This window comes from Agromyces protaetiae (assembly GCF_030866785.1).
In the GTDB taxonomy this organism is placed as follows: Bacteria; Actinomycetota; Actinomycetes; order Actinomycetales; family Microbacteriaceae; genus Agromyces; species Agromyces silvae.
Genome location: NZ_CP133018.1, coordinates 3,036,046 through 3,051,438, shown reverse-complemented (window position 1 = coordinate 3,051,438; position 15,393 = coordinate 3,036,046). Strand labels below are relative to the sequence as shown.

The following is a 15,393-nucleotide window of genomic DNA, read 5'->3' as shown; positions in this document are numbered from 1 at the left end:
GTGGAGCTTGGAGCGAGGGCCATTTCTGGCCCTCGCCGCGACCCCAGCGCTGAGGGCCGTCTCGGCCCTCGGTTGGATGAAAGGAGCCCGCGTTGAGCGGACCGCAGATCGACCCGAGCCTGTACCGCGAGCGCGACCGGGTGCGCGTACGGCGGGCCCTCATCGCCGTGAGCGACAAGCGCGGCCTGGTCGAGCTCGCGACGGCGCTCGTCGACGCGGGCGTCGAGCTCGTCTCGACGGGCGGCACGAGCGCGGCGATCGCCGCCGCCGGACTGCCCGTCACCCAGGTCGCCGAGGTCACGGGCTACCCCGAGCACCTCGACGGTCGCGTGCGCACGCTGCACCCCGCGGTGCACTCGGGCCTGCTCGCCGATCTGCGTCTCGACCACCACGAGACCGAGCTGGCCCAGCTCGGCATCAAGCCGTACGAGCTCGTCGTCGTGAACCTGTATCCGTTCGCCGAGACCGTGGCCTCGGGCGCCGAGCCGAACGCCGTGGTCGAGCAGATCGACATCGGCGGCCCGGCGATGGTGCGCGCCTCGGCGAAGAACCATGCCAACGTCGCGGTCGTGGTCTCGCCCGACCGCTACACCGAGATCGCTGCGGCGGTCGCGGCGGGTGGTACGACGCTCGCGCAGCGTCGCGAGCTCGCGCGCGAGGCCTTCCGGCACACGGCCGCCTACGACATCGCCGTGGCGTCATGGATGGGATCGGCCGTCGCGCCGGACCAGCCCGCCGAGGAGTCGCCGTTCCCGGCCTGGGTCGCCGGGTCGTGGACGAAGGACGCCGACCTCCGCTACGGCGAGAACTCGCACCAGCGAGCCGCGCTCTACGCGGCGAACGGCGCCCCGGCACCCGGCATCGCCCAGGCCACGCAGCCGCACGGCAAGGAGATGTCGTACAACAACTACGTCGACGCCGACTCGGCCGTGCGTGCCGCGTTCGACTTCGCCGAGCCCGCCGTCGCGATCATCAAGCATGCGAACCCGTGCGGCATCGCCGTAGCCGCGCCCGGGGCAGCCGACCCGATCGCCGACGCGCACCGCCGGGCGCACGAGTGCGACCCGGTCTCCGCGTACGGCGGCGTGATCGCTGCGAACCGCGTCGTCACGCGCGAGATGGCCGAGACGGTCGCGGGCATCTTCACCGAGGTGCTCGTCGCGCCCGGGTTCGAGCCCGACGCGGTCGAGGTGCTCACGCAGAAGAAGAACATCCGCCTGCTCACGCTGCCCGACGGCTTCGCGCCCACGGCGGTCGAGCTGCGCCAGGTCTCCGGCGGGATGCTCCTGCAGCAGGCCGACCGGCACTTCGCGCCGACCGCCGAATGGACCCTGGCCGCGGGCGAGCCGGCCGACGAGGCGACGCTCGCCGACCTCGCGTTCGCATGGACCGCGTGCCGCGCCGTGAAGTCGAACGCGATCCTGCTCGCCGCAGGCGGTGCGTCGGTCGGCGTCGGCATGGGGCAGGTGAACCGCGTGGACTCGTGCAAGCTCGCGGTCGAGCGTGCGGGGGAACGCGCCGCGGGCTCGGTCGCGGCATCCGATGCCTTCTTCCCGTTCGCCGACGGGGCGCAGATCCTGATCGACGCGGGGGTGCGTGCGATCGTCCAGCCCGGCGGGTCCGTGCGCGACGACGAGGTGGTCGCGGCCGCGAAGGCGGCCGGCGTGACCATGTACTTCACGGGCGAGCGCCACTTCTTCCACTAGGGGCCGGTCTCGAGAGGCTTCGCTACTCGACCAGCGAGACCGGCGTTACCCTGGGGGTGAGGCGCTCACGAGGCGCCGCAGCCCACGTTCCGCCCACCAGGCGGAAGAACCAGGAGAACGATCGATGTCGATCACACAGGTCCCTGCGATGCCCGCGACCGCATCCACGCCGACGACCGCGTCCACGCCGACTGCGCCGACCGCGCACACGGCGGTCGCCCTTCCGCTCGACGCCCCCGACCATGAACGGGTGCTCATCACCCGCGGACCGCGCTCGGGTCTCGTCGTCATCGTCGCGGTGCATTCGACCGTCTTGGGTCAGGCACTCGGCGGCGCCCGCCTCTGGCACTACGACCACTGGACCGACGCCCTCGCCGACGCCCTGCGACTCTCGCAGGCCATGACGCTGAAGAACGCCGCGGCGGGGCTCGCGCGAGGTGGCGGCAAGGCCGTCATCGCGATCCCGCCGGGGGTCGTGCTCGACGACACCGGCCGGCGTGCCGCCATGCTCGACCTCGGCGATGCCGTCGAATCGCTCGGCGGCGCCTACATGACCGCCGAAGACGTGGGCACGAGCGCCGAACTCATGGCCGTCGTCGCCGAGCGCACCGCGCACGTGTGCGGGCTGCCGCCCGAGCAGGGCGGCGTCGGCGAGCCGGCGGACGCGACCGCGGCCGGTGTGCACGCCGGCCTCGTCGCGACGCTCGAGCACCTCACCGGCAGCCGCGACGTCGCGGGCCGGCACATCGTGATCGCGGGCCTCGGGCAGGTGGGCGGTCGCCTCGCGCGACAGCTCGCGGCAGGTGGCGCGCGGCTGACGGTGACGGATGTCGCGGACGGCAAACGCGCGCTCGCCGAGGAACTCGGCGCCGAGTGGGTCGAACCCGAGCACGCGCACCGGGTCGAGGCCGACGTGTTCGCGCCGTGCGGCCTCGGCGGCGTGCTGACCGAAGCGGTCGTGCGCGACCTGCGCGTGCGCGCGGTCGTCGGCGCGGCGAACAATCAGCTCGCCGAGCGCGCGGTGGCCGACCTGCTGCGCGAGCGCGGCATCGCGTGGGCACCCGACTTCGTCGTCAATGCGGGCGGCGTCGTCTACCTCGACCTGGCGTCGTCGCCCGAGGTCGCAGCTGCCGAGCTCGAGGCCCGTATCGCGGGCATCGGCGGCACCGTGCGCGAGGTGCTGCGCGGCGCGGAGGCCGCCGGCGAGACCACGCTCGGCGCCGCCGAGCGGCTCGCGAGCGAGCGCCTCGGCGCGCACCGCACGGCGGCGGCCGAAACCGGAGCCGACACGCCGCAGTGATCGCCCCGTCGGCACCGCCGGTCGGTGGCGGGCGCCCGGATAGGCTGGGCCAATGACGTCCCCCGCGCCATCCGCTCCATCCTCGCGCGCCCGCTTCCGGCCGGCGGTCACGCCGGCCCGCCGTGCCGGCGCGGTGCTGCTGTCCGCCGCGGTGGTCGCCGCCGTCGCGTATGCGGCGTCCACGCTCGCACTCTTCATCGGCAACGGGCAGTCGCCCGACGTGTTCGGACAGATCGGCGGGCACTTCTTCGTGACCTCGATCATGGCGTGGGCGCTGCTCTCGATCACGAACGCGCTCGGCGCCACCCGACGCTGGTTCCTCGCACTGATCGCGGGACTCGCGTCGGCGGTGCTCGCCGCGATCCTCGGCACGTCCTGGACCGTGCTCGCCGGCGGCAACGGCATGCGGCCGGAGATGTTCCTGTTCGTGCTGGGTTCGCTCGTCAGCCTCAACCTCGTGTTCATCATCGCGGTCGTGCTCGCCGAGGTGCTGCTCGCCGGCCGCGTGCTGCGCACGGTGCTCGCGTACGCGCCCGACCGCGAGCAGCACCGCATGGCCCTCGTGCGCATCCCCGCCTCGAACCTCGCCGAGGGCGAGCTCACGCACCGCGAACGCGTGCCGGTCGACCAGGCCAGGGCCGACGAGCAGTGGGACAACTACTGCGCGGCGCTCGTCGCCGAGGGGTGGGAGACCATCGAGGTCGACGCCGAGCCCGAGCTCGCCGACTCGGTGTTCGTCGAGGATCAGGTCGTCATGTTCGGAGACCTCGCCGTGATCTGCAGCCCCGGTGCCGAGTCGCGGCGGGCGGAGACCGCGTCCGTCGAACGTGCCGTGCGGAGCCTGCCCGGCCTCACGGTGCAGCGCATCGAACAGCCCGGCACGCTCGAGGGCGGCGACGTGTTGAAGGTCGGCGACACGGTCTACGTGGGTGCCTCGAGCCGGACCAACGCCGAAGGCATCCGGCAATTGCGGACGATCCTCGCCCCGCACGGGTTCACCGTGGTCGCGGTCCCGGTCACGAAGGCACTGCACCTGAAGAGCCTGCTCACCGCGCTGCCCGACGGCACGATCATCGGCGACGCCGAACGCGTGGACACGCCGAGCCTGTTCCCGCGATTCCTGCCCGTGCCCGAGCCCGAGGGCGTCGCGGTCGTCGAGCTCTCGCCCGAGACGCTGCTGATGGCGGCCTCCGCGCCGAAGACCGCAGAGATGCTGTCGGGCCTCGGCTACCGGGTGGTCACGGTCGACATCTCGGAGTTCGAGAAGCTCGAAGGCTGCGTGACCTGTCTCTCGGTGCGCGTGCGCTGACAGCCCGGTCAAACTCTTCTTGCGGTCGGACCGGGAAGTTCTCTAGTCTGTAAGGCTGGCCGCGGTGCGATCCATCTCGGCCGAAGATGACGACGCAGGAGGACAATCATGCAGACAGCCGACCTCGACGCCCGCACGGTGGCGGCACTCGGCGCTGCGCTTCGCTCGCCGGCGGCTCTGCCCACGCCCGTCTTCGCGAAACCGTCCCGCTAGCGCTTCCGCCAGCCTCCCGTGCCGCTGGCTCCGGCGGACCACTGCACGCGCCACGCTGCGCGACGTCGCTTCAGCGACCGCGTGCACCCCTCGTCTCATCGGCTCGACGCGCCTGACGCGCGCGAGCGCCCTCGGAAGGACCCGGCTTGACCGTCATCGCCGACCACCAGCCACCGCCGCGCGACCACGCGGCGCAGACCGCCGCGCGTACGAGCTCGATCCGCGCGCTCTGGCGGCTGCGCGCCTACGCCCGCCCGGCCATGCCCGCCCTCATCGGCAGCGCGGCCGCGGCACTCGTCGCGCAGCTCATCGCCCTGGCCATCCCGCAGGTGCTGCAGAGCATCGTCGACGGGCCGCTGACCGACGGCGACCGCGCGGCGGTCGTGCCGCTCGCGCTGCTCGTGTTCGGGCTGGGCGCGGCCGAGGCGATCATGTTCGCGCTCCGCCGCTGGCTCGTGCTCACGCCGACGACACGCGTCGAGGCGCGGATGCGCAACGCGTTGTACGCCAAGTTGCAGGACCTCCCCGTGAGCTTCCACGACCGGTGGCCGAGCGGCCAGTTGCTGTCGCGCGCCGTGACGGATCTCGGTCTGATCCGCCGGTGGCTCGCGTTCGGGCTGGTGCTCCTCGTCGTGAACCTCATCGTGATCGTCGTCGGCATCGCCATCCTCATCTCGATGAGCTGGCTGCTCGGCCTCGTCTTCTTCCTCTGTGCGATCCCGCTCTGGGTCGTGGGCTACCGCTTCGAGGGCCGCTACTCGGAGGTCTCGCGCCGCAGTCAGGACCAGTCCGGCGACCTCGCGACGGCCGTCGAGGAGTCGGTGCACGGCATCCGGGTGCTGAAGGCGTTCGGGCGCGGCAAGCACGCGCTGAGCACGTTCCGTGCGCGGGCCGAGACGCTCCGCTCGACCGAGATGGAGAAGGCGAGGCTCGACGCGAGCATCTGGGTGTGGCTCCTGCTCGTGCCCGCGGTCGCGCTCGCATTGTGCCTCGTGCTCGGCGTGTGGCTGGCGTCACAGGGACATCTCTCGGTGGGCCAGCTCGTGGCGTTCTTCGCGACCGCGACGGTCCTCGCGTGGCCGATCGAGTCGATCGGCTTCCTGCTCGCGTTCTCGCTCGACGCGCGCACCGCGACCGACCGCTACTTCGACATCCTCGACGAACAGAACCAGGTGACCGACCCCGAGCGGCCTGTGCGCGTCGAGCGCCCGCGCGGCGAGCTCGCGTTCGACGCGGTGCACTTCAGGTACCAGGACTCGCCCGAGCGGTTCGGCGACCTGCTCGACGGCATCGACCTCGTGCTGCAACCCGGCGAGACCATGGCCCTCGTCGGGCTCACGGGTTCGGGCAAGACCACCATGACGGCGCTCACGACGCGGCTCTACGACGTCACCGGGGGAGCGGTGACCCTCGACGGTGTGGATGTCCGCGCGCTGACGCGCGAGGAGCTCCGTTCGCACATCGCGATGGCGTTCGAGGACGCCACGCTGTTCAGCGCCTCGGTGCGCGACAACGTGCTGCTCGGTCGCCCCGAGCTGGCGGGCGACGCTCCCGACGTGCGCAGCGAGGCCGACCGCGTGCTGCACGAGGCCCTGCGGATCGCGCAGGCCGGCTTCGCGTACGACCTGCCCGACGGCCTCCAGACGAAGGTCGGAGAAGAGGGCATGAGCCTGTCGGGCGGGCAGCGGCAACGCCTCGCGCTCGCGCGCGCGGTCGCGGCCGATCCCGCCGTGCTGGTGCTCGACGACCCGCTCTCGGCGCTCGACGTCGCGACCGAGGAACGCGTCGAGCAGGAACTGCGGACCGTGCTCGCGGACACGACCGCGCTCATCGTGGCGCACCGCCCGTCGACGGTCATGCTCGCCGACCGGGTCGCGCTGCTCGAGGAGGGCCGCATCACGGCCGTCGGCACGCACGCCGAGCTGCTCCGCGTATCCGAGCACTACCGATTCGTCATCTCGAGCCTCGAGGACGAGGCGCGACAGGCGCAGGCCGAGGCATCCGATCTCATCGACGCGGGACCTGCCGGCCAGACCGCCGTTCCCGCCGACGACCACGACGACCAGAGGGAGGTCCTCCGATGAGCACCGTCTTCGGCGTGCAGGGCGAGGAACGCCACGAGTACACGAAAGTCGAGTCGCGGCAGATCCGCCGCCGGAGTCTGCGCCTGCTCGGCTCGCTGCTCGGGCCGCAACGGCGCATCCTGTGGCTCACGCTGACGATCGTGGTCGTCTCGACCGCGGCGCAGGTCGCCGGGCCGGCGATCATCGCGTACGGCCTCGATCAGGGGCTTCCTGCGCTGCTCGAACAGGACTGGATGCCGGTCGGGGCGGCGGGGCTCGCCTTCCTGCTCACCGGCGTCGCCGGCGCGTTCCTCATGGCCTGGTACATCCGGCTCGCGGCACGCATCAGCCAGGCCGTCCTCATCGACCTGCGGACGCGCGTGTTCCTGCACACCCAGAAGCTGTCGCTGGAGTTCCACGAGTCGTATACGTCGGGCCGCATCATCTCGCGGCAGACGAGCGACCTCGATGCGATCCGCGAGCTCCTCGACGAGGGCATCAATGCGCTGGTGCGCGGCGTGCTGTACATGGTGTTCACCGCGATCGCACTGGTCTGGCTCGACTGGGTGTCAGGCCTCGTGCTCATGGTCACCCTGCTGCCGCTGGTGGCGCTGACCCGGTGGTTCCAGGTCCGCTCGCAGAAGCTGTTCCGGCGCTCACGGGTCGCGAGCGCGCGGCTCATCGTGCAGTTCGTCGAGACCATGACCGGGATCCGGGCCGTGCAGGCCTTCCGCAAGGAGCGGCGCAACGAGCGCGAGTTCGGTGAGCTCACCGAGGACTACCGCGACGTGAACGCGCGCGTGCTCGGCCTCTTCGCCGTGTACAACCCGTCCCTCGCCCTCATCGGCAACACCGCCGTCGCCGTCGTGCTGCTGATCGGCGGCTTCCGGGTCATCGACGCGGGGCTCGAGGTCGGCGTGCTGCTCGCGGCCGTGCTCTACACGAAGCGGTTCTACGATCCGATGGAAGAGCTCGCCATGTTCTACAACTCGTACCAGTCGGCGGCGAGCGCCCTCGAGAAGATCTCGGGCGTGCTCGAGGAGGAGCCGAGCGTCCCCGACCCTGTGCGACCGGTCGATCTGTGGACCGCCGAGGGCAACGTCCGGTTCGATGGCGTCGAGTTCGCGTACACCGCCGACCGGGTCATCCTGCCGCGCTTCGACCTGGAGCTGCCGGCCGGCCAGACGATCGCGCTCGTCGGCTCGACCGGCGCCGGCAAATCGACGCTCGCGAAGCTCATCGCCCGGTTCTACGACCCGAGCGACGGGCAGGTCACCCTCGACGGCGTCGATCTGCGCGACCTGCACCCGAAGGACCTGCGCCGGGCGATCGTCATGGTGACGCAGGAGGCGTACCTCTTCTCGGGGTCGGTGGCCGACAACATCGGACTCGGCCGGCCCGACGCGCCGTTCGAGGAGATCGTGCGCGCGGCGAAGGCGGTCGGCGCGCACGAGTTCATCGAGTCGCTGCCGAACGGATACGACACCGACGTCAACAAGCGCGGCGGGCGGGTGAGCGCCGGTCAGCGCCAGCTGATCTCGTTCGCGCGCGCGTTCCTCGCGAACCCGGCGGTGCTGATCCTCGACGAAGCCACGAGCTCGCTCGACATCCCGAGCGAGCGCGCCGTGCAGGACGCCCTGCAGACGCTGCTCTCGGGGCGCACCGCGGTCATCATCGCGCACCGGCTGTCGACCGTCGCGATCGCCGACCGGGTGCTCGTCATGGAGCACGGCCGTGTCGTCGAGGACGGCGCCCCCGCCGACCTGATCGCCGGCTCGGGTCGCTTCGCCGCGCTGCACGCGGCGTGGCGCGACTCGCTCGTGTGAGCGCATCCGCGCGACATCGTGGCGTGGTGTCGCGCGTAGGGCTGGGGTGATGGGGACGGTGCGGGCCTGACGGCGGCGGGGACAGTGGGGCCGGGACGCCGGGACGCCGGGACGCCGGGACGGGCACGGGGCGGGCGTGGGTCAGTGCGCGCGGACGACGGTGTCGGCCTTCGGGAGCTCGCGGCGGCGCAGCTCGGGGAGCCACCAGACGAGGTTGCCCCAGACGACGAGGAAGACCACGACGGCGGTCGCGACGGCGTGCAGCTCGGGGCGGTCCGCCATCGCGAGCCTCGTGAGTTCGGCGGACACGAGCGCGACGGCGGTCGAGAGCGCGGAGACCGTCAACCAGTCGATGCCGCGCGTACGGCGCCGGGCGGTGCGACCGACACGCACCGGCAGCCAGTCGACGGTGAGGGCCATCGCGACCAGCAGGGCGCCGACGGCGAGCACCGCGAGGTCCCAGCGCATGGGCGGCGCGAGGGCGTCCCGCGCGAGCGACGGCACGAGCGGATGCTCCGCCCAGAGCACCTGCGCGAGCGGGAGCAGCCCGCCGAGCACGACGAACACCGCGAACATGAGGTTGGTCCGCAGCAGACGCGGCCGTACCGTGGCCTGCCGAGCGCCGCTCGCCTGCCGAACCGCGACCGCGGTGAGCGCGAGCGACACGCCGAGGCAGAGCACGGCCATGACGAGGTTCGCGCGCGCGATCGCGATGGCGAGCGGCACGAGGCTCGCGATCGCGACGACCGTGTAGCGCGCGAGCGGCCAGCGGGAGCCGGCGCGGGCGCGCACGGCGGCGGACTGACGCGGGTGGCCGGCGAGGCCGTCGATCACCGTGGCCCAGCGTCGGCGGGAGCGTACGACGCCCGCGGCCAGCACCCCGAGGAGCAGCGCCGTGACGACGACGGCCGCGACGACCGACCCGGCGGTCGGCGCGAACGCGGACCACGTGAGCAGCCACGCGACCCCGGCCGAGAGGCCGGCGACCAGCGCGAGCCGGGGCGGGTCGGCGACGGCGGGCAGGGCCACCAGCACGGGCCGCAGCGTGGCGAGCACGATCTGCAGCACCGTGCGGAGGACCCGGTTGACCGGCATGGCGGCCCGGTCGATGAGCCGGAGCGCGCGGGACGCGAGCGCGAACCGGTACCCGGGGTCGAGGTTCCAGAGCGTGTCGGTGCCCGCCCGCAGTCGGGCGCGCCGGTCGTCGCCCTCGGCAGAGTGCGGTGCGGGCGCCGGGATCCGGTCGGCCTCGGGCGGGGCATCCGTCGCCGCAGCGGTCTCCCGCACGTCCCGCACCGGTGCGTGCGCCCCGGCAGCGCCATCAGCCGAGGCCGCCGTCGAGGCATCCGTTCGCCCGCCGGTGGAAACAGGGTCGAGCGGCGACAGCCCGCCGTCGCGGAACCGCGGCTCGTCGCTCTGGGCGAGCACCGCATCCTGGACCGCCGCGACGAGTCCGTCCGAGGCCACCCCGTGCACGCGGGTCGCGAGCATGCGCACGATGCCGGCGGACCCGTCGAGCCGTCCCCACCACCAGTCGTTCACGCGCCACTGGCTCGCGAGGAATCCCAGGAAGTTGCCGAACCCGTATCCTGCGAGCTTCGTCTGGCGGTCCATGGGGTCGGGGTCGGGAGCTGCGAGCCGCGCGGCCGCCTCCTCGGCCTGCAGGCCCGGGGTGCGCATCGTCGTCTGCAGGCGCGTGAGGAAGCGGTCGTCCAGGAGCGCGGTGAACCGCTCCTGATGCGCTGGGCGCTCATCGACCCCGATGGTCCAGTAGTCCACGCGCGAGAGCGCGGCCGGGATGCCGATCGGATTGGCGAGCGGCGGCAGGTCGGCGGCCTCGGTCGCCACGTCGGCGAGTGCGACGGCGCGCCACGGCGACTGCCGCCAGCGCGCGGCGACCGCCGGCGTGTGCGCATCCATGCCGGCGTCGACCTCGCGACTCAGCAGCGCGAGGCCGGCGACGCACGCATCGAGCTCGCGCCAGTGCGCGCCGGTGTCCACCTGGTCGGAGGCCGCGACCCAGCGCTCGACCCAGGCGGCGAGGTCGGGCGGCGCCGGCGCGGTGTGCGGGGGCAGCGTCCGGCGGACGTGCTCGAGCACCCGCTCGGTGAGGGCGTCGAGCGAGCCCTCGGCGTCGATCAGCGCGGCGTACGCGTCGCGGCGCACGTCGGGCAGGCTGAGACCGCGGCGCGCGCCGGGCGCCTCGGGCACGCGTTCGAGCTCGCGGGTCCAGGCGAGCACGCAGTTCGCCGCGTCGGCGAGCGCCAACGGTGCGTGCAGCGCAACCTCGGGTCGCGTGTCGGCCTCGTATGCGTATCGCGCAGCCGCCGCAGCGTCGAGCCCGGCGAGCGCCGTGCGGTCGACGGGCGTGTACCGCCGCCTGCGCCGGCCCGCGGACCGCAGCTGCCAGAGCGAGGGCTGGCCGAGTGCCTCGGCGAGCCGCTCGGCGACGACCGCGCCCGAGGCGCGCACGTAGGCCCGGCGGCGCGCATCGACCTCGCCGGGCTCGGCGCTCGCCGACGCGAGCAGACCGGCACCGCTGTCACGCCGCCCCGTCTCGAGCGCCCGCTGCCCGTTGAAGCGCTGCAGTTCGGCGGCCTCGCGCGCGACCGACTCGCGACGGAAGCTCCGGGTGAACATGGCGCCGACGGCGCGGAAGAAGCGCGACGCATCGGGGTCCCAGGGTGCAGGACCGCCGAGGGCGGGGTCGGGCTCGGGATCGAGGAACACGAGCACGCGGTCGGCGAGCCGGTCGCTCGCACGGAGCTTGGCGGCGGCGAGCGCGCGATCGATGGGCACGTTGTCGAACACCGCGCCGTCGATGACGCGGAACGGCTCACCCGAGCGGGCGCGATGCGCGGCGAACGCGAATCGGAGGTCGTCGCGCTCGGCGACGCTCGACGCGCGTGCCGCCTCGGCCGGCCACTCGGTGGAGGCGATCTCGGCGGGCTCGAAGCCGCCCGCGAGCGACGAGGTCGACCGCGCCGCGAGCGCGAGATGCCAGAGCTGGGCCCGGTCGTCGGCCGCCTTGCCCTCGTAGCCGAGCGCCCCGCGGCGCGGCACGAGGTTGTCGAGATGGTGGGCGTCGCTGCCGACGAAGCGGAAGTGGCCACGCCCCTCTGCGGCGTCCTCCTCGAGCTGATCGGCCGTATCGATCATGGTCGCCGAGAGGTCAACGCTCACGTACTCGGGCACGAGGTCGGGATGCCCGCCGGGCGAGGAATGCAGATCGCGGATCGCCGCGAACACCCGCCGCCGGAAGTAGCCCTCGCCGCGCAGCGGCGCCCTGAGCCCCCACGTGCCCGGTTCGTGCAGCAGACCCCAGAAGCCGCCGACCGACCCCCAGGTGCGCAGCAACCCGTCGAGGGCGACGCCCGCGCGCTGCGCGACCGCGTAGACGACGGCGTTCAGCCCGCCGGCGCTGGCCCCCGCGAGCAGATCGATCTCGACGCGGTCGTACCCCGCCCGATCCAGCAGGCCCGCATAGACGACGACCCGTTCCTCGACCGCCGGCGACAGGTCGGCGCCGCGCGTCGTCGGGACGACCGCCCAGGTCTCGTCGCCGACGTCGAAGAGCCGGATGCGACGCAGAAGATCCAGCTCGGCGGCGACGCCGCCGATCCAGACCGCGAGGCTCACGCCGCCGCGCATCGCGAGCGCGACGCGCAGGGTGCGACCCGACGCGGGAAGCGCGCCTTCGGGCAGCAGCTCGTCGATCCGCACCCCCGGTGCGGCCGCCCGCACCGCGATCGGACGTGGTGCTCGTGCGGCGTCGGCGGCGTGCGGCATCCGTGCTCCTCGGAGTGCATGCGGCGACGGTCACGCCGCGGGCAGGACCAGCGTGGCACGCCGTGCGGGCCGCCGCATCGGTGTGGCCCCTGAACGGGGTGCACGGACCGGGGGTCGAACGCGATACAGTCGCGAGATACCGCGACCGATTGCGGGGGTCGTGCGCGCGTCCAACCGAGACGGAGTGGCCATGGCCGACGGAACGAGATCCCCGCTCAGGGTGGCGGTGGCCGACGACGCGCTGCTGCTCCGCGAGGGCATCCAGAAGGTGCTCGAGGGCGGCGGCATCGACGTGGTCGCGTCGGTCGGCACGGGCGACGAACTGCTCGAGGTCGTGCGCGCCGACGAGATCGATGTGGCGGTCCTCGACATCCGGATGCCACCCAGCTTCCGCGACGAGGGCATCGTCGCGCTCGAGTCGCTGCGGGCCTCGGGTTCGAAGATCGGCGTGCTGCTGCTGTCGATGTACGCGACGCCCGAGTATGCGCTACGGGTCATGGGTGCGGGCAGCGGCACCGGATACCTGCTGAAGGAGCGCGTGAGCGAGCCGCAGACGCTGGTCCGTGCGGTCGAGACCGTCGCCGACGGCGGCTCGGTCGTCGACCCCGAGGTCGTCGAGCAGCTCGTGCGCCGCACGCGCGCCGACGACCCGCTCGCGCGGCTCACCGAACGCGAACGCTCGGTGCTCGAGCTGATGGCGCAGGGCTATTCGAACGGCGGCATCGCGCAGACCCTCTTCCTCGGCCTCAAGACCGTCGAGACCCATGTGCGGAGCATCCTGCAGAAGCTCGACCTCGAAGAGTCGCCCGAGCACCACCGCCGGGTGCTCGCGGTGCTGACCCTGCTCGGCGCGAGGTGAGCGGAGACTGACGGCATGATGGCGCCCGGCCGGAAACGGCGCATCGCGCTGCGCGCCGCGATCATCGCGGCGGCGGTCGCGCTCAGCCTCGCGATGGAGGTCACCGGATACCTCGCGACGCCGCTGTCCGAACGCGACGAGGGGTCGTATGTCGCGCTGCACGCCATGGTGCCGCTCGTGTTCGCCGCGTGCGCGGGCATCGCGTGGGCGACGGGGCCGTCGCCCCTGCCCGCGCGCCTCATGATCGCGTTCGTGGTGCTCTGGATCCCGCAGTCGATCTACCAGGTCATCGGCGACCTCGGCTGGCTCTGGCCGATCGTGCGCGGGGTCGACCTCGGTTGGGCCGTGATCACGGGCATCCTGGTGCTCGTCTACCCGCGCGGCCGGCTCGGCGGCCGGTTCGACCGGTGGATCGCCGGCATCGCGCTCATCGCGTCGCTCGTGAACCTGCTGGCGGTGCTGCTGCTCGCCTCGCCGGGCCCCGACACCTGTTCGTGCGCGCCGAACGCCTACCAGGTCACCGAGGCGCCCTGGCTGTTCGGGCTCATCGACAACGCCTACCGGATCGTCGGTGTCGGCCTGGCGCTCGTCATCGCCGGAAGGCTGCTCGTGAAGTGGGTGCGGGCGAGCGTGCCGGCACGCACCGTGGCATTCCTGATGCCCGTCGCGCTGCTGGCGTGGGCGACGACGCTCGCCGCGCAGGCCGTGACCTACGCGGCGGAGACCACGTCGGACGCCGTGCTCCGCACGATCTCGCTCGTCGCGATCGCGTCGGTGCCCGTCAGCTTCGTCGCCGGCATCTCGCACGCCCGCAACATGCGCGCGAGGGTCGCCGACCTCATGCGCATCACGCGTGAGGGCGCCGACCGCGGTCTCTGGGCGGAGTCGCTGGCGCGGACGCTGCGCGACGCATCGGTGCGCGTGTACTGGTGGGACGAGGAGCGCGCCGGCTACTTCGATGCGGCAGGGACGCCGATCGAGGCGGCGGACGCCGATCCGCGCGGAAGCCACAGCGTGCTGCCGGTCGCGTCGCCGCTCGGTGTGCCGATCGCGCTCATCCGGCACGATCGGGTGCTCACGGACAACATGCGACTGCTCGACGGCGTCTCGAGCGCACTCAGGCTCTCGGTCGACAACGGGCGGCTGAGATCCGAGATCGAGCGTACCCTCGAGCACGTGCGCCAGTCGCGCCAGCGCATCGTCGAGGCCGGCGTCGAGGCCCGGCGGCGCATCGAGCGCGATCTGCACGACGGGGCACAGCAACGCCTCGTGTCGCTCGGCATGCGGCTCCGGCTCGCCGCGGATCGCGCGGCCGAACTGGGTGACGAGCCGCTCGTCGCGTCGCTCGAAGCGGCCATCGACGAGCTCGCCGCGGGGCTCCGCGAACTCCGCGAGCTCGCGCACGGCATCCACCCCAGCCTGCTCTCGGCCGGCGGGCTCGCGCTCGCCGTGCCCGAACTGGCCGGCCGGTGCCCCGTGCCGATCGAGATCGACGTGCAGGCCGAGGGGCGACTGCCCGAGATCGTCGAGTCGACCGCCTACTTCGCCGTCGCCGAGCTGCTCGCGAACGTCGCGAAGCACTCGGGTGCGACGCGCGGTTGGGTGCGCGCGAACGTCGTCGGCGACGAGCTCGTGCTCGTGGTCCGCGACAACGGCGTCGGCGGTGCCTCGCTCGAGCACGGCTCGGGCATGCTCGGCATCGCCGACCGGATCGACGCGGTCGGCGGATCGTTCGAGATCGACAGCCCCGAAGGCGCGGGCACGACCGTGACCGTGCGGATCCCGCTCGCGCACGAGCCTGTGCCGTTGTCAGATCTGGCGTACTGATATACACTGCTGAGATGTCGAATGTGAAGATGCGTCTGAAGACAACCGCGCTCGCGGCGGCGACAGCCGCGCTGGCGCTCGCGGTCATGCCGGGCACGGCCGCCTCGGCCGCCGTCGGCGATCGGTGGGAAGACGGCACGGAGTTCCACAAGGTCGTCCATGACGGCGGCGTGCCGTTTCAATTGTTCGGCGCGCCATATCTCATCGAGGCGACGTGCCCGCCGAGCCACCCGTGGCTGCACAAGCCCACGGGCACCGACGGGCGCAGTGTCGGGCACGGCTACATCGTCGGTGAAGAGGCCTTCGGCGTGATCGTGACCTGGACCGGTTCGATGGTGCGGGTGTGGGACGACGAGGGTCGAGGTGGCGTCGCGCAGGCCACCCTCAGAGCCGAGAACATTATCCCCTTCACCACACAGGGGCTCTACGTCGAGATGGTGTGCACGAGCGACCATAACCAGGCCTGGCAGCTGTAGATCGGGAGAGGCGGCCGTACGCGTG

9 protein-coding genes are annotated in these 15,393 nt (G+C 72.7%); 8 read left to right on the top strand and 1 reads right to left on the bottom strand.

Going from position 1 to position 15,393, the window contains the following annotated elements; all coding sequences use genetic code 11:
• Window positions 1-92: 92 nt before the first annotated feature.
• The 5 genes from purH to QU602_RS13910 all read left to right on the top strand — a co-directional run bounded on the left by purH (window position 93) and on the right by QU602_RS13910 (window position 8,417).
• Window positions 93-1,706 carry a bifunctional phosphoribosylaminoimidazolecarboxamide formyltransferase/IMP cyclohydrolase gene (gene purH, locus QU602_RS13930; RefSeq protein WP_308797063.1) on the top strand — a complete coding sequence of 538 codons (1,614 nt, stop codon included), beginning with the start codon at window positions 93-95 and terminating at the stop codon, window positions 1,704-1,706.
• A gap of 124 nt (window positions 1,707-1,830) precedes the next feature.
• Window positions 1,831-3,006, top strand: coding sequence for a Glu/Leu/Phe/Val dehydrogenase family protein (locus QU602_RS13925; protein WP_308797062.1), 1,176 nt, complete (start codon window positions 1,831-1,833; stop codon window positions 3,004-3,006).
• 52 nt (window positions 3,007-3,058) lie between these two features.
• The gene (gene ddaH / locus QU602_RS13920) at window positions 3,059-4,315 is read left to right on the top strand and encodes a dimethylargininase (protein WP_308797061.1); all 1,257 of its coding nucleotides are present in this window, start codon (window positions 3,059-3,061) and stop codon (window positions 4,313-4,315) included.
• A gap of 473 nt (window positions 4,316-4,788) precedes the next feature.
• Entirely contained in the window at window positions 4,789-6,612 is a 1,824-nt protein-coding gene (locus QU602_RS13915) for an ABC transporter ATP-binding protein (protein WP_308800182.1), read from the top strand.
• Window positions 6,609-8,417: an ABC transporter ATP-binding protein gene (locus QU602_RS13910; RefSeq protein ID WP_308797060.1), complete on the top strand. Its 1,809-nt coding sequence runs from the start codon at window positions 6,609-6,611 to the stop codon at window positions 8,415-8,417. The genes QU602_RS13915 and QU602_RS13910 overlap by 4 nt, the downstream gene beginning before the upstream one ends.
• Before the next feature lie 141 nt (window positions 8,418-8,558).
• Here the strand turns inward: QU602_RS13910 and QU602_RS13905 are convergent, their stop codons facing one another.
• Window positions 8,559-12,206, bottom strand: coding sequence for a DUF3376 domain-containing protein (locus tag QU602_RS13905; protein WP_308797059.1), 3,648 nt, complete (start codon window positions 12,204-12,206; stop codon window positions 8,559-8,561).
• 190 nt (window positions 12,207-12,396) lie between these two features.
• Between QU602_RS13905 and QU602_RS13900 the strand changes: the two genes are divergently transcribed.
• From QU602_RS13900 to QU602_RS13890, 3 genes are read left to right on the top strand one after another with little or no spacing between them, the layout of a single operon-like run.
• Window positions 12,397-13,065 (top strand): response regulator transcription factor, encoded by a 669-nt coding sequence (locus QU602_RS13900; RefSeq protein WP_308797058.1) that lies wholly within the window; start codon window positions 12,397-12,399, stop codon window positions 13,063-13,065.
• Window positions 13,066-13,080: 15 nt separating this feature from the next.
• Window positions 13,081-14,892 (top strand): sensor histidine kinase, encoded by a 1,812-nt coding sequence (locus QU602_RS13895; protein ID WP_308797057.1) that lies wholly within the window; start codon window positions 13,081-13,083, stop codon window positions 14,890-14,892.
• Between the two features lie 29 nt (window positions 14,893-14,921).
• Window positions 14,922-15,368, top strand: a complete 447-nt coding sequence (locus QU602_RS13890) for a hypothetical protein (RefSeq protein WP_308797056.1) — start codon at window positions 14,922-14,924, stop codon at window positions 15,366-15,368.
• Window positions 15,369-15,393 lie beyond the last annotated feature (25 nt).